Source organism: Aequorivita capsosiphonis DSM 23843, from assembly GCF_000429125.1.
In the GTDB taxonomy this organism is placed as follows: Bacteria; Bacteroidota; Bacteroidia; order Flavobacteriales; family Flavobacteriaceae; genus Aequorivita; species Aequorivita capsosiphonis.
Map to the genome: position 1 here is coordinate 190,079 of NZ_AUBG01000001.1, position 25,033 is coordinate 215,111.

Here is a 25,033-nt window from a genome sequence, read left to right on the forward strand (position 1 = left end):
GTCCTTCACTCGGGCCCGCCAGAGATCACGAACTTTTTCTAACTTGGGACCAAAGTACTGCCACGAATGGCACGAATATGCACAAATTCTCTCAATTGTTGAAAACAGATGCGCGATCAGCGCGGTTTTGAATTTCACGAATTTAACAGACTTTCAGTCTGTTTTGACTGCCTTGTAACTTTAATGCAGAATGATTTAGTCACATCTTATCTTTGAATATAACCTACTAATTATCAGGACATCGAAAAAGCAGTTAGATGATAGACGTACTTCTTAACGGGTTGGTAATTAGGTTAAATTGAGTAAGCATACGTTTAATATTTAAATCAGACATTAATGATATAAATTATAAGAAATGTTGGATTTATGAAGATGAAAAGGAACTATTGAGAGATTCCCTTTATGATTTATCCGAACGCATTCGAAATTGTGCAGCTAAGATTTAGGATTTTCTCACGCAAAGGATAAGAATGCAGATTGTTGGTATATTAACAGGAAACCCCGCTCGTGACGATTATGATTGGCTCACGATTGTGAAGAACACGAGCGAGACGCCCACGCCAAGAGGGGTCTTCCTTATATTTCATCTTTCTTTGAATCTATGATAAATCCTATAAGAAAATCCTCTGGTTCGCTAGCAGGCTTTCCTCTTTCAAAAGCCATTAAAACTTTCGAAATTCCGAACGAAATTAATTAAGCAACTGAAAGGCTTGTTTTGCAATTTCCAGTTCTTCATTTGTGGGAATCACCAATATTTTTACTTTGGAAGTTGCTGTATTTATTTCTCGTAAATTTTTAGATTTTAATTCGTTTTTAGCTTTATCCAAATCAATGCCGAAGTAATCCATATCCATACACACAAGTTGTCTTATCACACTTGAATTCTCACCGATTCCGGCGGTAAAAATAATGGCATCCAAGCCGTTCATCGCGGCGACATAAGATCCTATATACTTTTTAATTCTATAAGCATTCATTGTTAAAGCTAAGATGCAATTCTTATTTCCTTTTTCAGCTTCAGCCTCAATATCTCTTAAATCATTATATCCCGTTAAGCCCAACATTCCACTTTTATTTGTGAGCAGATCTTTAACTTCGGCAACACTGTAGCCTAAATTATCGACTAAGTGATAAATAATACCGTGGTCTATATCGCCACTTCGCGTTCCCATAATCAAACCATTGGAAGGGGTAAATCCTAAACTATGGTCTATACTTTTGCCATCCACAATTGCGGTTATACTGCAACCATTACCCAAATGGATGGAAATGATTTTGGATGTTTTAAGCCCTAAATAGTCAATCGCTTTTTCAGAAACATATTGGTGGCTTGTTCCGTGGAAGCCATACACCTGAATTCCCTGTTCTTCATAAAGATTATTCGGAATTGCATACTTTTTAGCTTTTTCCGGAATAGATTGATGAAAAGCAGTGTCGAAAACTGCAACTTGTTTTGCCAATGGAAAAAATTCTTCAGCAACAAGAATTCCTTGAAGATTACCAGGATTATGCAAAGGTGCCAAGGCGGCATATTTTTGAATATCCTGCTTTACTTCAGCAGTGATTAAAGTAGTGTTAGAAAAGGAATTTCCTCCGTGAACAACGCGATGTCCAACAATCTCAATTTCATTTGTACTTTTTATAACGCCTTTTTCTGGGTCCAGCAATAACTCCACAATTTTGAGCAAGCCTTGCTTGTGATTGTCTATTTCAGCTGTTTGTTGGAGGGAAGTAGCGTTTGTTTTATAATTTAGAACAGCATCTTTATTACCAATCCGCTCAACCAATCCACTACAAATCAATGCTTCGGAAGGCATTTCGATTAACTGAAATTTTATAGATGAGCTTCCGGAATTGATTATTAATATATTCATTTTATTGTTTTATTATTTTGAACAGCTTTTTTTGAAAAGACTTAAGACGATAAGACGTAAGACATAGGGGCTAATGGGATTGTGGCTATTGTTTCTTTCGTTAGAATTAACTCAGCTCCACGTTTTATGTCATTTAGCAAATATGCTTTTAACTTATTTCGGTTTAAGAATCTTGTGCTTGAATTGCGGTAACAACAACGGTATTAAAAATATCATCCGTGGTACAGCCTCGGCTTAAATCGTTTACTGGTTTATTAAGCCCTTGAATTATGGGGCCAATGGCCAAGGCTTTGGTTTCTCGCTGTACTGCTTTATAGGTGTTGTTTCCAGTATTCAGGTCAGGAAAAATAAATACGTTTGCTTGACCTGCAACTTCAGAGTCTGGCATTTTAGATTTACCAACCGCAATGTCAACTGCGGCATCATATTGAATTGGGCCTTCCACCTTTAGATCGGGCCTCTTTTTTCTGACAATGGCTGTTGCTGTTCGCACTCTTTCTACATCTTCTCCAACGCCAGATGCTCCTGATGAGTAGGACAACATCGCAATTTTAGGTTCAATCCCAAAAGCTAAACTGGTTGCTGCAGAAGAAATGGCAATTTCGGCCAATTGCTCAGCTGTTGGATTCGGATTTATTGCACAATCCCCATAAACAGAAACGCGATCTTCCAAAAGCATAAAGAATACGGAAGAAACAATGGAAGCTTCAGGTTTAGTTTTTATAAATTGAAGTGCCGGAACAATGGTGTGTTGCGTAGTATGTGCCGCGCCAGAAACCATTCCATCGGCATCGCCTTTATAAACCATCATAGTACCAAAATAGGATACGTCTTCCATTAAATCTTTAGCCATTGCAAGATTTACATTCTTATGTTTCCGGAGTTCAAAAAGGCTTTCTGCATAAGATTCAAATTTCACAGATTCTCTCGGGTTTATGATGTTGATTTTACTCAAATCCAATGCAATATCGAGAATAGTTATTCTTTCTTCTATTAGTTTTCTATCTCCCAGTAATGTGATATGCACCGCATCCAAATCAATTAGTTGTTTGGTAGCTCTTAAAATTCGTTCGTCAAGACCTTCGGGTAATACGATATGCTTTTTGTTGGACTTTGCCTTTTTAAGAAGGTTATATTGAAACATTCTTGGCGTAATTCCACTTGTTTTAAACGTACTGAGACGTTCTATAAGGGCATCCACATCTACGTACTTATCAAAGTCGTTTATGGAAATTGTTATCTTTTCAGTGTTCTGAGCATAAATTTGTGATTTTATATTTCCAAGACTATTGGTAACAGAAAATGTTCCGCCTTGTGCTGAAATGATAGGAACAATATCTGAAAGTCCCTTAATAAGTTTAATAATTGAATCTTCGGGAACTAAACCACCTGTTAGCACGATCCCGGATATGGAAGGGTAGTTGTCAGAAATATTTGCTTGTAAAGCCCCTAGAATAATGTCCGCTCTGTCTCCAGGCGTTATAACCAAAGCATTCTCTTTTAGATGAAGAAGATAGTTGTGGAGTTGCATTGCCCCCACACTAAAATTACCCGCCTGATTATTAACATAGGCTTCCCCAAAAAGAATCTTTGCGTTTAAAGTGTTGACAATTTCCTTAATGGAAGGATGTGATAAAAGAGGGTTTAGCGGAATTGCATTTACAATCACTTCAGAAGGTAAATATTTTTTCAATTCAGAAACCACTAATTCCTGATTCCTCACTTCTACTTTATTAGCAATAACTGCCAAGACTTCAACACCTTTATCTTTAAAAGAATCGAAAGCCATTTGTAAGTTCCCAACAAATTCATCTAATGTTTTACCAATACCGCTAGCCAAAATAATGGCTGGCACCCCAAGGTTTTTGGCGATCAATACATTAATATCGAATTCCATAATGGAACTTTCCCCAGTAAAACTAGTACCTTCTACTAAAATAAAATCAAACCGATCTTCAAGAGCTTTGTACTTTTCAATAATCTTGCCGATGATCTCATCTTCCTTATTTTCGTTTTTCTTCCGAATCACTTCACTTCTTCTAAAAGCATAAGCATCTTCAAATTTTATATCTAAATTAAAATAAGTTGAAACTGTGTTGATGTGGTTATCTATTTCTCCTAATTTAAAGTCGTCTATAATAGGCCTGAAATACCCTACTTTGGCTGCCTTCCCTAATAAAGATTGCATCAATCCTAGTGAGACAATAGACTTGCCACTATTGGGTTCAGCAGTGGCAATGTAGATAGCTTTGTTCATTTTTAAAATTTTCTTCAAAAATAAGCAACATTTTACAGCAAGTTTGCACAAACTTGAAATAAAGACAGTTTAGGCCGACTTTGCTCGTAGCGGTTGAATTTTGACTTTAAGACTTATCTAAGGCTACCTTTTAATGCTGATTCCATTGATATTTCATTCCCAACCCAAACCAACGTGTTGGCATTGGTACGGCGCCTGCTTCTGTGTAAGTAGCATCAAACAGGTTGGTGACCTCTGTGTACAAAAGGAAATTCTGCCACTCGTAATTTACACGGATATCGGCAACGTCATACGCACTGGCAAGTTCACGTTTTAACCATCTGTTTTTTATTTGAAAAGAAAAATCCTTGATTCGGTAATGGACTCCCGCCACAAACTGATGTTTTAAGGATTCTAATACATATTTAGACTGGGTTCCCGATGAAGATTCAAGGGAAGGCTGCAAATAATTATAACTCAAATTATAACCAATGGATTGGTGGCCGCCTAAATCAAAATTCTGTTGCAATCTTCCATAAATGCCCTGCGTATTGTTTTTTCCTAAATTAGCTGGGGAATAAGGCTCGGAAGAATCATCTCTCACCCAATCTATAAAGTCTGAAATAGTACGATAAAAATAGCCCGTTTTAAACTGCAGATTTCCTTTCTTGTACTGAAGATTGCCTTCGTAGCTCCAGGCATTTTCAGGTTGAAGGGATTCATTCCCAACATTTCCTGGGCGTTGATCGAGGTATAAATCTGAAAAAGAAGGAATTCGCTGCCCTGAACCAATGCTAGTTGAAACTTTCCAATGGGCATTGATGCGGTAGGCCAAATCTATTCCTGGATACATTTGCCAGCCAAAATCCGTATTGTAGTTGGCATAAAGACCGACGGTTCCTTGTAATTTTTCTCCTATATTGCTCCTTAGTTCTGCATAGGCTCCGTGGTTATCGCGTTTATGCTCTCCAATATTCGAACTATTAATTTTTTCCAATCGCGATTCCCAGCCAAAACCAAAGGTTCCTATCCCCGTTTTTAGGCTGCTATTCAATTCAAGCATCAGCGCGTTGGTGTAATGTATTGATCGCCCTTTACTCAAATCATCTTTGTAATAGCGATAATCATCTTCTCCATAACGATCACTGATTCTTGGCGAAATTGTAAAATTCCCCCACTTATGTTTTGAGGAAAGACTGAATACAGAAGATTCTACAATTTCTTCGGAATTGATGTCGCCAGGAGCGGCGTAAAAACCGTTTGCCCCAAATTGACTTCGGGCATATCCAGCCATTGCCTGAATGCTGTTGTTGTTATTGAAATCGTAATTTCCGTTATAAAAAAGACGCGTATTTTTTGATGCCGAATTATAACGCTGTCCGTTGTAATTACTTTGTGCAATTGAAAAAAGTTGACTTTGGTTTTCGGAACCGAAAATTCCCGTAACCTCGGCCGAGCCTCCTCCATAAATTCCAGAACCGTCACCTTCTTCCTTAGCTTTAAAAGAACTTCCCGCCTGGATATCTGCGGATACGGAAGAATGATTTCCTTTTTTCGTAACAATATTAATCGCGCCTGTAAGGGCGTTGATTCCATAAACCCTTGCCGCGGCACCTCTTAACACTTCTATATGATCTATGGCCGTCAAGGGAACAGGAATATTCATCATATTATGGGCAGTTTGAGCATCGAGCATCTTTACGCCATTAATTAAAACCAAAGTTTGTTCGGAAGTTCCACCGTCAATGGAAATATCGGTTTGGGTACCAAACGGACCTCGCTGCCGAACATCCACACCACCGATATAGGACAAAACCTCATTGATCGATTTTGCTGGGAGCGCCTCAATTTGCGCTTGTGTAATAACCTGAATATCGCGAGAAGACTCATTAAAAGGAATTTGCAGTCGGTTTCCTTGAATAATTACTTCTTCTAATTGGTTTTTATTAATTAACGAATCAGGAAGTATCTCTTTTTGTTGTGCAAAATTGGGGATAGCAGTTAATAGTCCTAAAAAGACAAGTGCTTTTTTCATAAATATTATTTTTTAAACGGTACGCTTTTAAAATTCGGTGCAAATATTTGGATAAAAACAGTAGTTTTGGTAGTCCGAAATGTAAATAATGGGTAGTCCGGTTAAAATTCCTTTTCATTCCTTTATAAAAATTGATCGTCGTAAGAAAGATGCAATCTACCTACAAATTGTATATCAGTTTATTAACGCTGTAAAAAGCAATCTTTTAGAAGACGGCGACCAACTTCCCGGCAGTAGGAAAATCGCCAAGGAGCTTCAAGTTCATCGAAAAACAATTGTTGCCGCTTTAGAGGAATTACAGGAACAAGGATGGGTAAAAACCCTTCCCAACATTGGTGTCTTTGTAAAAAATCCCGAGCTCTCTCCGGAACAAGTGCAAAAAAACAAAGCTTTTCAGCCTCCTCCAGAAATTGCCAAATTTCACTTTAGGAAAGAATTTATTTTGGATTCACCTTTAGAAGAAAACCTAGAGGAATTATATTTCACTGATGGCACACCGGATTATCGAATTATAAAAGCAGCCGAACTAGTTCGTTTTTACACCTCGGTACTGCGGAGAAAAAAACAATCTGAAGCACTCCCAAATACTATTGAAGGGAGCTTGTTTTTTAGCGACCAATTGAGCTATTATTTAAATTTAACCAGAGGTTTTCACCTTTCCAGAAATTTTCTCTTGTCAATAGCAGGATTAGAGAAAGTGCTTTCTATTCTCTCGCGCTTATTGATAAACACAGGCGACATTGTTTTGGTGGAAGAGCTGAGCTATTTTCTACCCAATATGATTTTTAATCAAGCGGGAGCCAAAATGAAAACGATTCCAGTTGATGAGAAAGGGATGGATATCGATTATATTAAGAATCATTTTAAACCGGGCGAAATACGATTGTTATATATAAACACCAATTGCCAATACCCCACCACCGCTAGTCTTTCCGAAACTCGAAAAACACAATTGCTCAGTTTGGCAGAACAGTATGATTTTATTGTTATTGAGGACGACACGGATTTTGAATTTTCAACGGTGAAAAACAAAAAGGAGTCGCTATTCAGAAAAAACGGTGGAAATCGCGTAATATATGTCGGTGCTTTCGGAAGGTTTTTAAATACCGATTTTCAGATGAACTTTTTGATTGCGCCGAAAGATTTGCTGCAAGAAGGTGCGAAATACCTGAATATCTTTGGCAAACCAGATTTAATGATGGAAAAGGCGCTAGGCGAACTGATCTACCAAGGAGACATTCATAGATATCAAAGAAAATCTAAAAAGGTAATTGCAGAGCGGAAAGAAATGTTTGCGCGATTGCTTAACATCCACTTTAAAAACAAAATTACCTATACAATCCCACTCTCGGGATTGGCGTTTTGGATCCAGTTTAAAGACTTTTTCTCATTGACCGATCTTCAAAAAAAAGCAAAGGAGAAAGGGCTTTTTATTCCTAGTATATGTCTCTATCAAAATAAAAAGGTATCCGCTTTAAGACTTGGCTTTGCGCACCTGGACCAGCAAGAGATGGAAGAGGCCGTTCAATTACTTAATGAGGTTTACTGCGAAATAATGGACTAACAAATGGGTGGTCTATTTTTTCCTAAATCGTTTGGGCCAAATAGTAATATTTTATATATTTCATAATTTTAAAAGATTAAAATGGATGAGTATCTTTCAAACCACCTATTAAGCAGATTCGTGTTAAAGTTGTGTTGTCAAACCTTAGCAAAGTATATTTAAATACTTCGACTGCATTCAAGATGACAATACTAAATGACCTTTCGACTGCGCTTAGACCATATCCACCTTTTTCGGTTTTAGTTTCGATTTCGATTTCGAAATTATATATGATTTCGACCCCCATCCAAAAGATGTAAAACTCTTGAACCATACGCTGCATTGGATTCTGAATGTGTAGCTTGAATTATCGTAACCCCTTCCTGATTGAGTTCTTTAAAAAGTTCCATAATCTCCTCGCTTTGTTTTGAGTTGAGGTTCCCAGTAGGTTCATCGGCCAGAAGCAATTTTGGTTTTGCGATCAAGGCACGCGCAACGCCCACCAATTGCTGTTGTCCACCGCTTAGCTGACTTGGAAAAAGATCTTTCTTGCCAACAATATTAAACCGGTCCAACATATCTGCCACCAAGGCTTTTCTTTCAGCCGATTTTACATTTTTGTAAAGCAAAGGAGTTTCTATGTTTTCATAAACCGTAAGCTCGTCAATCAAGTGATAGGCCTGAAATACAAATCCGATATATACCTTATACAATTTGGAGCGATTTTTCTCTTTCATAGCGTGAACAGATTCCCCCAGAAAATTGTATTCGCCTTCCTGAAAGTTATCGAGCATCCCGATTACATTCAGCAAAGTAGATTTCCCCGAACCTGAAGGCCCCATTATGGAAATAAATTCGCCTTCTTCTACTTTTAGATTTATGTCTTTCAAAAGAAAAATCCGATTTCCGCCTTGGGTAACCCATTTAAAGATGTTGTTTAGTTCTAGTAGCATATCTTTATTTTTATTACTTATTTGTATTTTTTATTATTAAGTGAAAAATTATATCCTACTGACCAGGTTTTTACGTTTAGGAAATAATATTTCGTATTTTAGTAGTATTAAATTATTTGGGTTATGGAAAGTATTACAATAAACGTCGGTGAAAAAACTGCTAGAGAATGGGAAAAGACTTCTCCAAAAGTCCGATTGCGCGTTGAGAAAGTTCTTGAGGAGAAAATTGAAAGATTGATAAAGCGAATCAAGTTTGAAAAGCTCGATATGTTGATGGATCAAATGAGTGATGAAGCTCAAGCCAATGGCCTTACCGAAGAAATTCTTCAGGAAATCCTGAAGGAAGATGAATGAGCGCTTTGTTTTCGATACAAACACCTTAATTAGCAGTTTCTTATTTAAAGATTCCGTTCCCAGAAAAGCATTTATAAGAGTCACTAATATTGGTGATTTTTTCGCCAGTTTAGAAACTATTTCAGAATTTAAAGATGTTTTATTTCGCTCTAAATTTGATAAATATCTTAAGCCGGGTTTACGTGGTGAAGCGTATTCCGAAATTATTGAAAGAATTATATTTGTAGACATCACTGAATCAATCACCGCCTGCCACGATTCCAAGGACGATAAATTCCTCGAACTTGCAGTAGCCGCAAAAGCATCTTGCCTCATCACAGGTGATAATGATCTTCTCGTTTTAAATCCTTTTCGCAGTATCTCCATTTTAAATCCTTCTGATTTTTTGAATCATTTTTAAAGTTCCGGCCTCATTTTCCCCCTTTTGGGGTTAGGGGGATTTTTCTAATCTTCAATCCACCTACATTCAAACCTTTATTTATTTCTGCATCTCCTGAATATTGAAGAGAAGCTTCGCCATAGGAGGTTATCCTTATTTTTTTTGAAGCATTAATTTTAAATTCCGCTTCCCCATAGGCTGTGATTTTGGTTTCTTCGCTGTCAATGGCTAAGGCCTCGACTTTACTTTCATCGTAAGCGGTAAATTTTTGATTTTGAATAGTTCCGGATTTAATTTCCAAAACACTTTCTCCGTAGATAGTTGCCTGTAGCTTCTTGAGATTCACTTCATTTAGATAAATATGTGATTCCCCATATATTTTAAGGTTGAAATTGTTTCCTTTTAAAAGACTATTGCAAACCAAGGTTTCTTCTCCTCGAACCGAAATATCGTTCAATGTTTTATAAGTCATCGTAGCAGTTACAATGGTTCCCTTATAAATAGAACGTTTCATTTTCATCCCATTTTCAGTAAGCGTTGTATCTTTTGTAACTTCTTTAGCGTCCTTCAGATAGATACGAAGGGTTTTGCCGTTTACCTCAATATTGAGTTTATCATTACTTACTTTGTTATCTTCAATCGTTACGGTTTCTTTAGACCCTTGGACCAGAGTCACCTGTATATGAGGGCTTATAATGACCTTATCAAAATGTTCGACCGGTCGAATATTTTGCCCGAAAACGGTTTCAATACATAAAAATGTGAGGGTTGTTAAAAAGACGATTATTCGTACCATAAGTTTTGTTTTAGTTGTTCTTTATGTTTTGGTTATTGTTTTATATTTTTTTTACTGCCCACCGCAACTGATCCCAATATCTCGACTGCAACTGGCTACTGCTACTGCCAACTGAAAACTGAACACTTCTTTACATCCGAGTGAGCATTCCTCCTTTGGGCTTGTCTGCTGGAGGAAGGGGCTAGGTGTCTACTCCGTTTTCAAACTCTCCACCGGATTTCTCAACGCTGCCTGTATCGTCCGAAAACTTATTGTCACCACCGCGATTATCAATGCGATCAATCCAGCTGCCAAGAAAATCCAGAAATTCAGATCAATTCGATACACATAATTTTGAAGCCATTGCGATGTTGCATACCAAGCAATCGGAGTTGCGATAACAAAAGCAATTCCTACCAATTTCAAGAAATCCTTGGTCAATAAAACGGTGATGGTTGATACGCTGGCGCCAACCACTTTCCGAATGCCAATCTCTTTTTGTCGTTGGGAAACAACCAATAATGAAATGGCAAAAAGACCGATACAACTTAAAATAATTGCCAAAATGGAACCGCTGGAAATCATTGTGGTCATCGTGCGCTCCTTCTTTAAGGTTCTATCGATATTTTCATCTAAAAACGAACCTAAAAACTGGGTGTTCGGTTCAATTTTATTCCAGCTCTGCTTAACGGTTTCGTAGGTTTGCGAAAGATTAGCGGGCGCAACTTTTACGTAGGCATAACCCATTGGAGATTCCCCATCCATAAAGAAAGTAAGCGGTTGCACACCTTTGTTTAATTTCTCGAAATTAAAGTTCTTTACCACCCCAATTACAGTGTATTTAATGGAATCGCCTAAGATGAAATGAGCATTCAATGGATCTTCCTCTCCCAATTCCTTGACCATGGCTTCATTGATTACAACTGAAAGACTGTCGCTGGGATAATTTCTATTGAAAGTCCGACCAAGCAGCAATTCAATATCCAAGGTTTTAGGATAATCGAAATCTACAGAAATCATACTCGTAGAGACTTCCCTATTTTTATAGTCAAAACCTAAAACGCTTCTCATTTGGGTTCCATCGCGGCCAAGGCCTAAATTATTATCGGCAGCTGTAACGCTTATAATATTCGGGTTTTTGGCAAACTCATTTCGTAAAAGCTGAAGGACATTGCTCTGGTCCTGTTTTGTATTTAACGGAAAGGAAATCACTTGTTCTTTATTAAAACCCAGGTCTTTGTTCCGAAGAAAATCCAATTGTTGCCAAAGCACGAGGGTACCACTAATTAAAATAATGGCAATACTGAACTGGACGACCATCAACACATTTCTGAGTTGATTTTTTCCACTTACACCCAACTTGCCTTTTAATGCTTGTAAGGTGCCCATTCTACTCATTATTAGAGCCGGATAGCCACCTGCTATCAATGTAATTAGTAATACCCCAAGGATAGCTCCAAAAATCATCATCGGATTTGAAATAGAAATAAATGAAGCCCTCGTATCGAAAAGCGCTTGAAAAGGTTTTAACAATGCGAAACCCAACATCCCTCCAAGAACTACAGATATAACAAACACCAAGATGCTTTCGCCCCAAAACTGAAAGAATAATTGTGCTTTTCCTGCTCCCAAAGTTTTGCGCATTCCAATTTCGCGTAAGCGTTGCGAACTTTTGGCAAGGCTCATATTAATAAAATTGACGCTGGCGATAAAGAGGATTAGAAAAGAAATGCCGAGAACAATATACTGAAGTGTTTTGCTTACCGAGATTAGTCCGTCTTTGATGCTTACAAAGCTTTGATCGGCAAAGGGAAGCAGTTTTATTTGTCTGAAATTTCCTTCAGCATTAGGTTGGGCTCCATCGCGTTTTGCATTGGCAATATTCTCTGCATAATGTAGGGAGGAAAAATCTTTGGTACCCTTTTCGAATTGGGAAATACTTACGTCTTTTGCCAATTTCATATAGACGGCATGGTTATGAGCATCCCAATTATCCAGATTATCGGCATAATAACTATCGGGTAGGTTTTTAAAGTTTAAGATGGCACCAAAATTCATACTGCTAGCTGCTGGGATATCCTCTAAGATTGCGGTAACGGTAACAGGAACCTCCTCACCATTGCTTTGAATACTTATGGTTTTGCCAATGGCAGGTTCTTTACCAAAAATGGAAGAAGCAGTTTTACTGGACAGGACGATGGAAGATTTATTTGAAAATGGATTGACCTTGTCACCTTCTGAGATAGGAAATGAAAATATTTCAAAAAATGCTGGATCAGCCCAAGCGGAGCCAACCCCGATAGTATTCCCATTGTAGGAAAGAAGCGGGCCTCCTGTTACATATCTCGTTATCATTTCCACACCCGGCACTTCTTCCTTTAAAGCTTCAGCAAATGGAATCGGATTTGTATCATCAGATTCTGCGCCCTTACTGGTTTGTTCATCGGTATAGACTTTATAAATAGAACCGATATTCTCGTGGAATTTATCGTACGAAAGCTCGAACAAAGCATACATACTCAACAGAAATGCAACTCCAAAGGCGGCGGTTAGACCAATAATATTCAGAACAGTGAAAGTTCTATCCTTCCAAAGGTTTCTAAATGCGATTTTTATATAGTTCTGTATCATAATTTATTATAATTTTTTATTCATATTACCCTACGAGTAAGAATTCCCCCTTTGGGGGTTAGGGGGATTATTCCGTTCTCAAGCTTTTTACTGGGTTCGCAATCGCCGCTTTTATCGCTTGAAAACTCACGGTTATCAACGCTATTAAAATTGCGGATAGCCCTACAACTGCAAACACCCACCACTCTATTGAAATACGATATTGATAATTTTCAAGCCAATTATTCATTACGAAATAAGCAATTGGAGCGGCAATCACAAAGGCAATGCCTACCAGTTTTAAAAAGTCTTTGGAGAGTAGTGTGGCAATCAATAAAACCGGGGCGCCCAGAACTTTGCGGATTCCAATTTCCTTTCGTCGGGTTTCCGTAGTATAAGCCGCTAGCGCAAAGAGACCCAAACAAGCTATAAAAATGGTAAGACCTGAAAAAATACTCGCCAATGCACCCATAGTTTGTTCTCCCTTAAATTTTAATTCATATTGTTGATCCGTAAATGAATATTCAAATGGGAAAAGCGGATTGTGTTCTTTAAATATAGCTTCAATCTGCTTCAAGTTGTCAGCTGTAGCATTTAACGGATTTAATCTCATATTCACATATCCAAACCAAGCCGAAGGTCCTTCAATCATTAATGGTTGAACAGGTTCGTATGGCGATCCCATAATAAAATCCTTTACAACGCCCACCACGTGCATTTGCTTATCATCATCTCGAATGATTGCTCCAATAGGGTTTTTCAATCCCATAACTTTTACTGCTTTTTCATTCAATAATAAAGCTGTAGAATCTGATTTGTAGTTATAAATATCAATATCCCTTCCGTCAACTAATTTTACACCAGAGGTTTTAATAAAATCTGCATCCGAACTTAAATAAATGAAATCTTGCTTTTTATCGCTCTCTGAACTTCCTTCCCACGAAAAACCCCAACGATCACTTTGTATTTTGGAAATAGGACTTAATGTTTTTGTAACTGAGGTTGCTAAATTTTTCGCAATCAATTCTTTTTTAATAATTTCATAATTTCCCTTTAACTCATCATTCAATGTAACATAGAGCAAATTATTTTCATCAAAGCCCAAATCTCGTTCTTTGGCAAATAGAGTTTGTTGCTTTATGATAACGGTACATATTATCAATAAAATAGCAATGGCGAACTGTGAAACAACCAATAGTTTTCTAGGATTAAAAGCATTTTTTGAAAGTTTGAAACCGCTTTTTAAAACCTTTATTGGCTTAAAAGACGAAAGAAAAAAGGCTGGATAACTGCCTGCCAAAAGTCCTGTTAAAAGGATAAAAGAAAATGCGATAAGCCAGAAAGAAGGATTATCATAACTGAAGTATAAGGATTTACCTACCAACAAATTAAATGACGGAAGAAAAATAAAGGCTAATGCAAAAGCTATTGCTCCAGAAATAAAGGATAACAATACAGATTCCCCAAGAAATTGAAAAACCAGGGATTTACGCGACCCACCTACTACCTTTCGTATTCCGACTTCCTTAGCTCTTTTGCCACTTCTCGCCGTACTTAAATTCATAAAGTTGATACAGGCAATAAGCAATATAAAAATTGCAATCCTGCCCATTCTCCAAACATTGGTAATCTCGCCCCCGATTAATTGTCCATTTTCACTTTTAGAATATAACCGCCATTTTGAAGCGGGATGCAGCATAATCTGGGTTTGGACAGGATCTGAAGAACTAGAGGTATGGCTTCTAATGGTGTTTTGTATTTTATTGTTTAGCATTTCCAAATCCATATTCGGTTTTAAAAGCACATAAGTTATAAAGTTGTTCGCTGTCCACGATTCTGTCATTCCGCTTCCCCAAGCTTGCAACCAATATTCAAAAGGTAGTAAGAATTCAGTTTTGTGAAATCTACTATTCGAAGGAAAGTCTGGGATTATAGCCGTTATCTCTCTATCAAATTTATTATTTATGCGAATTGTTTTTCCGAGTGCATCGGTATTACCGAATATCTTTTTGGAAAGACTTTGGGTAATAACAATACCACTCGGATTTGTGAGTGCAGTTGCAGCATTACCTGAAATACTTGCAACACCAAAAACTTTCAAAAATCCGGAATCAGTAATAGCTCCTTTGGTATTTAGGCGTTTATCGCCAACTGACAGAAGTTCAGTATCTTCTGCAAACCTTACGGCATCTTCCACTTCGGGGAAATCAGATTTTAAGGCGGAAACCAATGGGCCTGGAGTTCTGCCCCAAATATTGGATTTTCCATCAAAGCTGTCCTTACTATATACTTGATAGAGTCTATCTGTAGTGGAATATGATCTATCAAAACTAAGTTCGTCCACTATCCATAACGCTATTAAAACCGCTGCGGCCATACCCACGGCAAGCCCTGCAATATTCATAAAAGCGTATTTTTTATCGGCGAAAAGACTGCGCCAAGCGATTTTGAAATAGTTCCTAATCATCTTTGAATTATTTATTGTTCTTATTTATTGTCTATTTAAAAATCGCCCACTCATTCCCCCTTTGGGGGTTAGAGCCTGTCCCGAATTTATTTCGGGAGGGCTTATTCCGTCCGCAAACTTTTTACCGGATTCGCAATTGCCGCTTTTATCGCTTGAAAACTCACTGTAAGCAATGCAATAAGGATAGCTGCCAATCCCGCAAACACAAATACCCACCAATTAATTTCTGTTCTATACGCAAAATTCAATAACCATTTGTGCATTAACCAATAAGCCACTGGCACTGCAATTACAAAAGCGACCAGCACCAACTTTAAAAAGTCCTTAGATAACAGTCTGGTTATTCCTGTAACAGTCGCACCCAAAACCTTCCGTACGCCAATTTCTTTGGTGCGTTGTTCTGCTGTAAAAGCTGCCAAGCCAAAAAGACCGAGACAGGCGATAAAAATTGCCAAAGCTGAAAAGATGGTTGCCGTACTCGCTGTTTTTTCTTCGGAAGCATATAGCTGTGCAACGTGCCTATCGAGAAACTGATAATCAAATGCTGTATTTGGGAGCGATGCAGTAAAAGTTTGCTGCACCAGATCTATAAACTTTGAAAGATCCTGAGTGTTATAACGTACCAAAACAGTGCGAATGCCTTCGGGTGCTTTATGCGATTTATAATACATATAGCCGCCAATGTCTTCCTTAAGCGAATTGAAATTAAAATTCTCAACAATACCGGTAATTATCGCTCTCGATCCAAGTTCCGTATTGATGGTTTTTCCGATTGCATCTTCGGGAGTTTTATAATCCAGAAAGTTTAGGATTTTCTCATTTATCAAGGTGTAAATTAAAGAGTCTCCTGCAACAATATTTTGAGGAAGTTCAGTGCCCGCCAGTAATTTTAGCTTAAGTGTTTTAACAATATCGCCATTGGTTCGGCAGCTGGCAATTGGCATTCCAATGTTATCGGTTGCCAACTTGCTTACGGAGCGGCCACTTTCATTGGAACCTGGAATTGTCTGCACTGCCGAAACACTTTCAATGTTGGACTGTCTTTCCAATCCTTGAATTAAACTTTGTACTTGCTGATTGTTTTCAGCAGATTTTATCGAAACCGCTACTATTCCACTCGGATCGTAACCCAAATTTTTATTTTTGATAAACGACATCTGCTGAAGGATTATGGTAACAGCAATTATCAAAACAATGGAGGCCGCAAACTGAAAGACAACCAAACCTTTACGAACAAATTCAGAAGCCGAACCTTTTTTCTTGGATTTATTCACCAAAACAAGGGGTGAAATTCCCGACATAGAAATTGCAGGATAACTGCCGGCAATAAGAGTGACCAAAATCCAAATAATCGATAATCCTATTAAGATTGGAGTAGCCAATAAATCTTGATAACTGATTTCATTCCCCGTAATACTCTTAAATAACGGCAATGCCAAAAACGAAACAGCATAGCCGATTACAATGGATAAAAACACCATAATCCCCGTTTCCACATAAAAAAGGGAAAGCATTTGCCGCCTGTTCGCGCCCAAGACTTTGTTCATACCAATACCTTTTGCACGTTTCTGGGAATTGGCCGTGGCGAGGTTCATATAATTGATACACGCAATAAACAACACCAATAAGGATAAAAACAAAAGACTTTTTATAGTAGTTATATTACCGAGTTTAGAGGAGTAGCCATCCCTAATATCGGCTGAATAAAGATGTATTTTCGTTAAGGGCTGAAAAAGGAATCTTGTAAAATATTGATTGTCCTTTTCAACATATTTATCTATTAATCCGGTTGCTTGTTCTTGTATTTCTGCAACGTTTGTATTGGGCTGAAGTTGCACATAGGTTTCATAACTGGCGTTGCCCCAATATACATTTGTACCCATCCACGAATCCAAAATGTTATAGACCATAGTTGCATCCATCACGCTGTTTTCGGGCAAATCGGCATAAATACCGGAAACCTGCAACGTATCTCTATTGTTTACGGTAATGAGCTGCCCCATCGCTTCTCGGCCAGCAAACAAGCGTTCTTTTGCAGATTGAGAAAGCACAATGGATTTAGGTTTTGAAAAGGCATTCTCACTATTTCCTTCCAAAAACTTAAAATCGAACATCTTAAAGATTGTGGAATCCGCGAGATAAAGTCTATTTTCGGTGAAATTCTTATCTCCGATCTTCAGGGAAGCAGTTGTTCCAAAATCGTCTTTAATCAGGCGAGTCATTCTTTTTACCTGCGGAATATCCTGTGCCATTGCCGGACCCACAGCGTTTGGCAATTCAGCCCAGGTTTCAAAATCATATTCTTCCGAAGTCTCCATATTAACCCGATAGATATCTTCTGCATTGGAATACATTTTATCGAAACTGAGTTCCGTATTTACAAAAGAAAACAGGATAATACATACGCACAACCCAATTGCCAAACCAGCAATATTGAGCACGGTGAAGAGTATATTGGCGCGTATATTCCGCCAGGCTATTTTAAAATAATTCCTAATCATCTTTGAATTTTTTTTTAAACCTGACAGGTTTTTAAAACCTGTCAGGTTTGGTTAATTTCATTCCGTTCTTAAACTTTTTACAGGATTCGCAATCGCTGCTTTAATAGCCTGAAAACTTATGGTAACCAAGGCAATTCCTATTGCCAAAATTCCAGCTACTAAAAAGATCCACCAGGGAATATCAATACGATACGCAAAATCCTGTAACCAACTATGCATCCCATACCAAGCAATTGGTGAGGCAATAAGAATAGCAATGGCCACAAGTTTTAGAAAATCCGCAGAAAGCAGATGGACAATCCCAAAGGCGGATGAACCAAGGATTTTCCGTATTCCTATTTCCCGACGGCGTTGAAGTGTGCTATACGAAGCAAGTCCCAAAAGCCCCAGACAGGAAATAAAAATGGCCAACAATGCAAAGTTTAAGAACAGGCTTGCAAAACGCTCTTCGCTTTTATATTGCTGATTAAAAAACGCATCCATAAAGAAATAATCAAAGGACTTGTTTGGAAAATATTCTTGCCAGTATTTTTTTATAAAGCCCAAAGTTTTACCGAGGTTCTGTGTTGACACTTTTAGATTAAGCAATTTATTATCTCCACTCCCCATAACCATACTTAGCGGCATAATTTCCTCTTGTAGTGATTGGATGTGGAAATCTTTTATGACTCCAATAACAGTCCCTTTCTTATCCCATTGCTCAAAGCTTTTTCCTATAGCATCTGCAGGATCTGCAAAGCCCAATAACTTGATGGCCTTTTCATTCAGAATCATTGCCTCTGTGCTGTCACTAGCAAATTGTTTTGAAAAATTTCTTCCTGCCAACAGTTTAATATCAAATTGCGGAATGTAATTTTCATCAATATTGAATCTATTAAGCGTTAATGACTGATCCTGTCCCATATTATTTTCCAGAACGCTAAGTGCAGTCTGCCATTCACCTCCGCCTCCTGGAACGGAAGATGAAGTACTCATCGATAAAATATCAGGATTGGATGCCAAGGCTTTTTGCATTTCTTCTTGGCCATTTTGATTGTTGGTAGGAAGAATAAGAAGTTGTTCCTTAGAAAAACCTAAATCCTGGTGCTGCATAAAATAGGTCTGGCTATAAATAACAAACGTTCCTATAATCAATATTACAGAGATTGAAAACTGCAAAACGACCAGGCCCTTTCTTAATAAAATCCCTTTTGAACTTCTTGAGAATTTACCTTTTAGAACTTTCACCGCTTTAAAGGAAGATAAAACTAGCGCGGGATAGGCTCCTGCTACAATTGCTATAAAAACTGAAATGGCCAAAAGACTTAATATATAAAGCGGTTTTGCAAAAATACTAGTAGCAACTACTTTTCCTGCCAACTCGTTGAAATATGGTAAGGCTAACATCGAAAGACCAACAGCGATCAAGAAAGCAAACAGACAAATAATTAAAGATTCACCAAGAAACTGAAAAGCGAGTTGCCCTTTTTGAGCTCCTATAACTTTGCGAATTCCAACCTCTTTTGCCCGTTCCACAGATCTCGCCGTAGTAAGGTTTATAAAGTTAATGGCCGCGATTAGCAGAATAAATAAGCCTACGATACTAAAAATATAAATATTGGTAATTTGAGGAGTAGAACCACGATCGGAATACAAATAAATATCTTGAATGGGTTCTAAAAAATAAGCAAGCTGCATATTTGAAGATTTCATTTGCTCCCCGTGTATTTTTTCAACATAGGGTTTAAATTTTGCTTCAAGCACGTTTGCATCGGTTTCAGGATTCAATAGCACGAAGCCTAAATTTTCAAAATTCGCCCAAGAATCCTTTAGTGTGGGATCAATCACTTCCGTGTAAGTAGAAATAGATAGTATAATATTTCCCTTTACCATAGAATTATTCGGCATATCATCCATTACGCCAGTAACCGTGACCGAATATTTGCCGTCCATAATTTTTAGGGTTTTACCCATTGCATTTCCATCGCCAAAATATTTAGCCGCTGTAGTTTTATCCAAAACAATACTTAATGGAGCAGAAAGTGCCGTTTTTGAATGTCCTTCAAGGAGTTTAAAATCAAACATTTGAAACAATGCGGCTCCCGCGGCAAGAGATCGATTTTCGGTATAATTTTCGTTGCCAACCTTTACATCGATATCCGTTCCCATAACCAAAGTGCTCATTTCGATTTCAGGGAATTCTGATTCTAATTCACTTAAAATATTCCAGTCCACAACGGGAGTTTCGTATTTATCTGAAGGCGTTTTAATATCTGTTGATAAACGATAAAGACGATCGGCTTTACTGTGAAAGCTGTCATAGCTCATTTCAAAACCTACATATAGAAGCACCAGGAATCCAGCAGTCATCCCAATGGCAAGACCACCGATATTCAAGACGGAGTAACCACGGTGCCGCCAAAGGTTTCTAATTGCTATTTTAAAATAATTTTTTATCATAATTTAAAAATTTCCATTTGTTTAATAAGTCCAACGACACAGAGGTTACTGAGCCTGCCGAAGTACTGCCAACTGCCACTGCAACTGCCTACTTTTTTATCATTCCGTTCTTAAACTCTGAATAGGATTCGCCACCGCCGCTTTAACAGCTTGAAAACTTACTGTAATCACCGCAATGCAAATAGCTAATATTCCAGCAATTGCGAATACCATCCAGTTTATTTCAATTCTATATGCATAGCCCTGAAGCCAGCTGTTCATAACATACCAAGCAATAGGAATTGAAATTACTATGGCAAGTAGCACCAACTTTATGTAATCTTTTGAAAGCAGTTTCATAATCCCCAAAACACTGGAGCCTAATACTTTTCTTACTCCAATTTCTTTTCGACGTTGTTCTGCCATATAAGCTGAGAGTCCGAATAGACCTAAGCAAGAAATGATGATTGCCAACACGGCGAATATTTGGGATAAATCTTCAACCAGTTGTTCGTTTTTAAAGCTTTCATTAAATGCTTCATCTACAAATCTGTATGTAAATGGAAAACCTGCATTTTCCTTTTTAAACACGGCTTCAATTGCTGTAAGTTTTTCACTTATGCTTCCGCCAGCCGTTGGTTTTAGGTACATATAATCTGCACCTTCAGCTTGATGAAAAAACATAACAGGATCGCTACTGCCATACATATCGCCGTATAAATAATTATTTACAACACCGCTAATTGTGTAAACTGACTCATTCCAGCTAATCTTTTTGCCTATAACATTATCGGTATTCATTAGTTTGGCAAAAGATTCCGAAACTAAAACTTTGGTACTATCGGCGGCCTGCGAACTGCTAAAACCAATTCCCTCTTTAATTTTCATTCCAGTGGTTTCGAAAAAATTGGGAGTGGTGGTTCTATAGGAAATTAAAATATCTTGATCTTCAGGTTTTCCTTGCCATTGCACGCCCGAAGTATTATTGCCAGCAGATAAAATATGTGAATTATAAAGCCCAGCATTTTCAATCAATCCCTCCGACTTTAATTCATTTTCTATAGCATTGAAATTCTGAATAATTGTTCCATTTGCTGCCGGTATTTCTATCAAATTTTCTTTGTTCAACCCTAAGCTTCTATTTTTTACATGTTGAACTTGTTGGTAAACGAGTATGGTACAAATTATAAATACTATTGAAACTGAAAATTGCATAACCACTAAACTTTTTCTAGTAAAAGAAGCGTTACCGGTTTGTTTTCTAGATCCTTTTAAAACTTCAATGGGTTTGAATGAAGAAAGGTAGAAAGCTGGATAAACACCTGACAGTAAACCACATATTAACGTTATTGCGAATATTGGAAGTATATGAATAGGGTTGGTAAGCCCAAGACTTAAGTCCTTTCCTATTAAAGCATTAAACTGTGGAATTAATATAATTAGAAAGATAATACTTAGAATTCCGCTAAAGAAAGCGGTTAATACAGCTTCAGTCATAAATTGAAAAATAAGCTGTTTTTTACCTGAGCCTAAGGCTTTGCGCATACCTACTTCGCTAGCGCGTTTTTCACTTCGTGCGGTTGCAAGGTTCATAAAATTAATACAGGCAATCAGTAAAATTATAAGGGCGATAAAGCTAAATAACCTTACATAATCTATACGGCCACCAACTATTTCGCCATTTTCAAAAGTGCTTCTTAGATGCCAATCCTTGGCAGAAAATAAAATGGCTTCTGTATCCTTATCACCAGTTTTGGCTGGAAGTACTGCTTTTACCTTTTCGTTTACTTTTTCAACATCTGCACCAGCTTTTAATTTTACAAAAGTGTCTGTGAAATTTGAGCCGTAGCCTTTGGTCCATTCTTTTCCATCCGTAAAATTTTTAAATGGTATGAGCCAAGAAAATTGAAAGCTGGTATTTTTCGGAAAATCTTTTATAACACCAGTTACAACATAACTTTCACTTTTATCAAGTTGAATATTTTTACCAATCGCCTCATTGCTATTATTAAATAAAATTGAAGCCGTTTTTTCAGTAATAACAATCGATTTTTGATTTTTGAAAGCCTCTGTTTTAGTACCAGAAATAAATTGAAGACTAAAAATATCAAAGAGATCTTTATCTGCATAACTACCGCTACTGCTCACAGAATTTTCACCCACACTAAGCAATAAATTTAAATCGCGCTTTCTGGCCGATTTTCTGATTTCGGGTATTTCGGTTTTTAAAACTTCTGCCAAAGGTCCTGGCGTAGCTTGAAAAAAAGTTCGAATATCTCCATCATATTCTTGATTGGTTGGGACAGCAAAAACCAGTTCTTTATCGGGAATAGATTGGTCAAAATTCACTTCATCTTCAATCCACAGAAGTATTAGGCTTGCGCACGTAATACCGATTGCCAGACCAAAGACATTGATAAAAGTATAGCCTTTATACTTTAAAAGATTTCTAAACGCTATTTTGAAATAATTCCTTATCATTTTGAGATCATTAATTGTTAAACCTATTTTCTACAAACTACCATCTGCGGACCACTAGACACTTTTAAACTCCGCCAACACATTCTCCGTTACCTTCTGCCCATCCAGCATTCTAATAATGCGGTGACTGTATTTTGCATCGTGTTCGCTGTGTGTAACCATAATTATTGTAGTTCCCGCTTCATTTAGTTCCGTCAATAAATCCATAACCTCGTTTCCATTGCTGCTGTCCAAGTTTCCAGTAGGCTCATCCGCAAGAATAAGTTTTGGGTTGTTTACGACTGCTCGAGCTACCGCCACACGTTGCTGTTGTCCACCAGATAATTGTTGTGGAAAGTGTTTTCTACGGTGCATAATTTGCATTTTTTCGAGGACGGCATCTACCCTAACCTTACGCTCCGCAGGTTTTACACCTGTATATATTAAGGGAAGTTCTACGTTTTCGAAAACGGTCAGTTCATCGATTAGATTAAAACTTTGAAATACAAACCCAATGTTATGCTTTCGCAGATCGGCACGTTTACGTTCGTTAAAGCCAGCTACTTCTATTCCGTTGAACACAAAACTGCCGCCATCTGGATCGTCCAGTAATCCAAGGATATTCAACAAAGTGGATTTCCCACACCCCGAAGGCCCCATAACCGCCACAAATTCGCCTTCCTTTACCTTAAAAGATAATTTGTTTAAGGCAATGGTTCGCACCTCTTCGGTAGCGTAATATTTTTCTAGATCGGTGATTGTTATCATTTTATATTTTTTATTGTTTATTGCTATTATCTATTGTTATTATAATTATAGATTTATTTTGGTAAATGAATTTTCGCGATGTAATCTAAAGCGTTTAAATATTCATAATCCTTCTTCATTTAGACCTACAAGGACATTGCTTCTCAATTTTATACTGCTTGGTTCTTGCCTAGTTTATAAATGGCCGGTGTATTTAGAAAACCACCCCTGCTGCACCTGCGGTGCAGCGTCCCCTCCTTGAAAAAAGGAGGGGAGCTTTTAATCCTTCAAAACTAATTCCTCCACATCTCCATAGTTATCATAACTGCTGGTAATTACTTTATCGCCCGGTTCGAGTCCTCCTAAAACTTCATAGTTCTCAGTGTTTTGGCTGCCCAAGATTATTTCGGTTTTATAGGCGGCGTTGCCATCTTCACTTACTTTAAAAATCCAATTACCTCCTGTTTGTTGGAAAAACCCTCCCTTTGGAATCATTATCGCCTGTTTTTCATCGCTTAACGCCAAACGAATTTGTAATGTTTGTCCACGGCGGATTCCTTCTGGTACCTCTTCTTCAAATTGCATATCAACTTGAAATCTTCCGTTTGTAACTTGTGTATAAACCTTTTTAATAGTTAGTTTATAAGTCTTAGCATCAAAACTGAAACTTCCAGTTTGCCCATTATAAATTCTGGAAATGTAATGTTCATCAATATCAGCACGAACCTTAAACCCACTGAGAACATCAATTTGTCCTAATCGCTCGCCTTTGTTTTTTGATTGGCCAATTTCGGCATCCAGTGATGTTAGCTGCCCGTCAACTGGTGCTTTCACCACAAGATCTGCCACTTTTCTGCGCATTAGCTCCAAAGCGTTTTGCGTTCGGGCATAACTGCTTTGCACTTGTCCTTTTTCCTGTTTTACGGCTATAGAATCCTGATTTAAGATTTGTTTTGAAAGCTTCATCCGCTCCTTTTGATAATCGTACTCATTTTCGGCCTTAACAAACTCCTGACGGGCAATAACGTCTTTATCAAATAGTTGCTTGTTAAGCTCATAAACTCGCCTAGCTTCAATTAAACCACTTTCCACATCGGTGTATTGATTGAGTTTGTTGATCGTGTTTTGACGGGCAGCATTCTGTGAAATCTGCATCTGCGTCAACAAATTATATACTTGAGTTTCTTGGTTTACCAAACTCAATTCAAGATCGGTATTCGAAAGTCTTAAAATTGGATCTCCCGCTTTTAGAACAGCGCCATCTTCCACAAATTTTTCCTCTACACGCCCGCCTTCAAGCGCATCCAAATAAATAGTTGTAATGGGAAGTACGATCCCGTTTACGGGAATATTCTCCTGAAACACTCCTTTTTCAACAGTATTTATGCTGATGCGTTCCTTTTCCACATTCAGTTTAGAACCGCCAAAGGAAGAAATTACAACAAATATAATTAGAGCTACTAACAGAACTATTCCGGCTAAAAGTAGGATTCTTTTGGTAGTAAATCGTTTTTTTTCTAAAGGGATATCCATAAGTATCTTTTGTTTTCATAAATTATCGTGTCAATATGATGCCAAAACATTAAAAAACTAACTATCAACTACTTAACATATTTCGCGTCGAAAAATGTGTCCGCTTTTAATACACTTCCTGTTCGCTGCCGATACACTTTTCTTATTT

The 25,033-nt window shown here is 37.7% G+C and carries 16 protein-coding genes; 4 read left to right on the top strand and 12 right to left on the bottom strand.

Annotated elements, in window-relative coordinates; translation table 11 throughout:
* The first annotated feature begins 341 nt into the window (after positions 1-341).
* A complete protein-coding gene (locus G440_RS21670) occupies positions 342-446 on the top strand; it encodes a DUF5053 domain-containing protein (RefSeq protein WP_425393612.1) in 105 nt (34 codons plus the stop codon).
* A gap of 243 nt (positions 447-689) precedes the next feature.
* On the opposite strand, the gene G440_RS0101045 is transcribed toward G440_RS21670, so the two are convergent.
* The 3 genes from G440_RS0101045 to G440_RS0101055 all read right to left on the bottom strand — a co-directional run bounded on the left by G440_RS0101045 (position 690) and on the right by G440_RS0101055 (position 6,145).
* Positions 690-1,874, bottom strand: a complete 1,185-nt coding sequence (locus G440_RS0101045; RefSeq protein ID WP_026449592.1) for an acetate/propionate family kinase — start codon at positions 1,872-1,874, stop codon at positions 690-692.
* Between the two features lie 163 nt (positions 1,875-2,037).
* Positions 2,038-4,131, bottom strand: coding sequence for a phosphate acetyltransferase (gene pta, locus G440_RS0101050; protein WP_026449593.1), 2,094 nt, complete (start codon positions 4,129-4,131; stop codon positions 2,038-2,040).
* A gap of 130 nt (positions 4,132-4,261) precedes the next feature.
* Entirely contained in the window at positions 4,262-6,145 is a 1,884-nt protein-coding gene (locus G440_RS0101055; protein ID WP_026449594.1) for a TonB-dependent receptor plug domain-containing protein, read from the bottom strand.
* A gap of 88 nt (positions 6,146-6,233) precedes the next feature.
* On the opposite strand from G440_RS0101055, the gene G440_RS0101060 reads away from it, so the two are divergent.
* Positions 6,234-7,709, top strand: a complete 1,476-nt coding sequence (locus G440_RS0101060) for an aminotransferase-like domain-containing protein (protein ID WP_026449595.1) — start codon at positions 6,234-6,236, stop codon at positions 7,707-7,709.
* 263 nt (positions 7,710-7,972) lie between these two features.
* On the opposite strand, the gene G440_RS0101070 is transcribed toward G440_RS0101060, so the two are convergent.
* Positions 7,973-8,641 (bottom strand): ABC transporter ATP-binding protein, encoded by a 669-nt coding sequence (locus G440_RS0101070; RefSeq protein ID WP_026449597.1) that lies wholly within the window; start codon positions 8,639-8,641, stop codon positions 7,973-7,975.
* A gap of 123 nt (positions 8,642-8,764) precedes the next feature.
* On the opposite strand from G440_RS0101070, the gene G440_RS0101075 reads away from it, so the two are divergent.
* Together G440_RS0101075 and G440_RS0101080 are read left to right on the top strand one after the other, a co-directional pair.
* Positions 8,765-8,995 carry a hypothetical protein gene (locus tag G440_RS0101075; RefSeq protein WP_026449598.1) on the top strand — a complete coding sequence of 77 codons (231 nt, stop codon included), beginning with the start codon at positions 8,765-8,767 and terminating at the stop codon, positions 8,993-8,995.
* Positions 8,988-9,395, top strand: coding sequence for a putative toxin-antitoxin system toxin component, PIN family (locus tag G440_RS0101080; protein ID WP_026449599.1), 408 nt, complete (start codon positions 8,988-8,990; stop codon positions 9,393-9,395). The genes G440_RS0101075 and G440_RS0101080 overlap by 8 nt, the downstream gene beginning before the upstream one ends.
* A 10-nt stretch (positions 9,396-9,405) precedes the next feature.
* Here G440_RS0101080 and G440_RS0101085 read toward each other — a convergent pair whose 3' ends face one another.
* The 8 genes from G440_RS0101085 to G440_RS0101120 form a co-directional block, all read right to left on the bottom strand.
* On the bottom strand, positions 9,406-10,170 hold the full coding sequence (locus tag G440_RS0101085) for a head GIN domain-containing protein (protein ID WP_026449600.1): 765 nt from the start codon (positions 10,168-10,170) through the stop codon (positions 9,406-9,408).
* A 189-nt stretch (positions 10,171-10,359) separates the two neighbouring features.
* Complete coding sequence (locus G440_RS0101090) at positions 10,360-12,780, bottom strand: ABC transporter permease (RefSeq protein ID WP_026449601.1); 2,421 nt, start codon at positions 12,778-12,780, stop codon at positions 10,360-10,362.
* Between the two features lie 67 nt (positions 12,781-12,847).
* Positions 12,848-15,226, bottom strand: coding sequence for an ABC transporter permease (locus G440_RS0101095; protein ID WP_026449602.1), 2,379 nt, complete (start codon positions 15,224-15,226; stop codon positions 12,848-12,850).
* Positions 15,227-15,327: 101 nt separating this feature from the next.
* Positions 15,328-17,727 carry an ABC transporter permease gene (locus tag G440_RS0101100; protein WP_026449603.1) on the bottom strand — a complete coding sequence of 800 codons (2,400 nt, stop codon included), beginning with the start codon at positions 17,725-17,727 and terminating at the stop codon, positions 15,328-15,330.
* 57 nt (positions 17,728-17,784) lie between these two features.
* Positions 17,785-20,166: an ABC transporter permease gene (locus G440_RS0101105; RefSeq protein ID WP_026449604.1), complete on the bottom strand. Its 2,382-nt coding sequence runs from the start codon at positions 20,164-20,166 to the stop codon at positions 17,785-17,787.
* 99 nt (positions 20,167-20,265) lie between these two features.
* Positions 20,266-22,626: an ABC transporter permease gene (locus G440_RS0101110; protein WP_026449605.1), complete on the bottom strand. Its 2,361-nt coding sequence runs from the start codon at positions 22,624-22,626 to the stop codon at positions 20,266-20,268.
* Between the two features lie 54 nt (positions 22,627-22,680).
* Entirely contained in the window at positions 22,681-23,373 is a 693-nt protein-coding gene (locus tag G440_RS0101115) for an ABC transporter ATP-binding protein (RefSeq protein ID WP_026449606.1), read from the bottom strand.
* A gap of 258 nt (positions 23,374-23,631) precedes the next feature.
* A complete protein-coding gene (locus G440_RS0101120; protein WP_026449607.1) occupies positions 23,632-24,885 on the bottom strand; it encodes an efflux RND transporter periplasmic adaptor subunit in 1,254 nt (417 codons plus the stop codon).
* Between the last annotated feature and the right edge of the window lie 148 nt (positions 24,886-25,033).

Coding starts and splice junctions, on each gene's coding strand:
- G440_RS0101045 (WP_026449592.1), bottom strand. CDS start 1,874: ATGAATATATTAATAATCAATTCCGGAAGCTCATCTATAAAATTTCAG.
- pta (WP_026449593.1), bottom strand. CDS start 4,131: ATGAACAAAGCTATCTACATTGCCACTGCTGAACCCAATAGTGGCAAG.
- G440_RS0101055 (WP_026449594.1), bottom strand. CDS start 6,145: ATGAAAAAAGCACTTGTCTTTTTAGGACTATTAACTGCTATCCCCAAT.
- G440_RS0101060 (WP_026449595.1), top strand. CDS start 6,234: ATGGGTAGTCCGGTTAAAATTCCTTTTCATTCCTTTATAAAAATTGAT.
- G440_RS0101070 (WP_026449597.1), bottom strand. CDS start 8,641: ATGCTACTAGAACTAAACAACATCTTTAAATGGGTTACCCAAGGCGGA.
- G440_RS0101075 (WP_026449598.1), top strand. CDS start 8,765: ATGGAAAGTATTACAATAAACGTCGGTGAAAAAACTGCTAGAGAATGG.
- G440_RS0101080 (WP_026449599.1), top strand. CDS start 8,988: ATGAATGAGCGCTTTGTTTTCGATACAAACACCTTAATTAGCAGTTTC.
- G440_RS0101085 (WP_026449600.1), bottom strand. CDS start 10,170: ATGGTACGAATAATCGTCTTTTTAACAACCCTCACATTTTTATGTATT.
- G440_RS0101090 (WP_026449601.1), bottom strand. CDS start 12,780: ATGATACAGAACTATATAAAAATCGCATTTAGAAACCTTTGGAAGGAT.
- G440_RS0101095 (WP_026449602.1), bottom strand. CDS start 15,226: ATGATTAGGAACTATTTCAAAATCGCTTGGCGCAGTCTTTTCGCCGAT.
- G440_RS0101100 (WP_026449603.1), bottom strand. CDS start 17,727: ATGATTAGGAATTATTTTAAAATAGCCTGGCGGAATATACGCGCCAAT.
- G440_RS0101105 (WP_026449604.1), bottom strand. CDS start 20,166: ATGATAAAAAATTATTTTAAAATAGCAATTAGAAACCTTTGGCGGCAC.
- G440_RS0101110 (WP_026449605.1), bottom strand. CDS start 22,626: ATGATAAGGAATTATTTCAAAATAGCGTTTAGAAATCTTTTAAAGTAT.
- G440_RS0101115 (WP_026449606.1), bottom strand. CDS start 23,373: ATGATAACAATCACCGATCTAGAAAAATATTACGCTACCGAAGAGGTG.
- G440_RS0101120 (WP_026449607.1), bottom strand. CDS start 24,885: ATGGATATCCCTTTAGAAAAAAAACGATTTACTACCAAAAGAATCCTA.